General features: G+C 69.0%; 1 protein-coding gene. It reads right to left on the bottom strand.

The features are described from left to right. On the bottom strand, positions 1 to 255 hold a 255-nt coding region (locus SB753_RS39315), incomplete at both ends, for a CoA-binding protein (RefSeq protein WP_410805456.1).

Raw genomic sequence — 255 nt, 5'->3', positions numbered from 1 at the left:
GCGCATGCCGCAACGCGAGCCGGTCATCGTCGCAGCGTGCTTCGCCGACGATAATCGCCGCGCGCGTGCCCAAACCGCCGAGCTTGTGAATGATCGAAGGCCAGGTCGCGGGCGGCGTGCAGATCAGCGCGACGGTCGGCGCTTGAGGCAAGTCGCCGGCATCGGCGATCACCGCGTGGCCGTTGAGCGTGTGGTACTTCGGATTGACGGGCCACAGCGGGCCGTCGAAGCCGCCTTCCAGGAGCCGCGCCCACA

Origin of the sequence: Paraburkholderia sp. SIMBA_053 (assembly GCF_046534895.1) — a bacterium.
GTDB lineage: Bacteria > Pseudomonadota > Gammaproteobacteria > Burkholderiales > Burkholderiaceae > Paraburkholderia > Paraburkholderia caledonica.
Note: the sequence above shows the minus strand (reverse complement) of the source record. Positions and strands in the feature narration are given on the sequence as shown.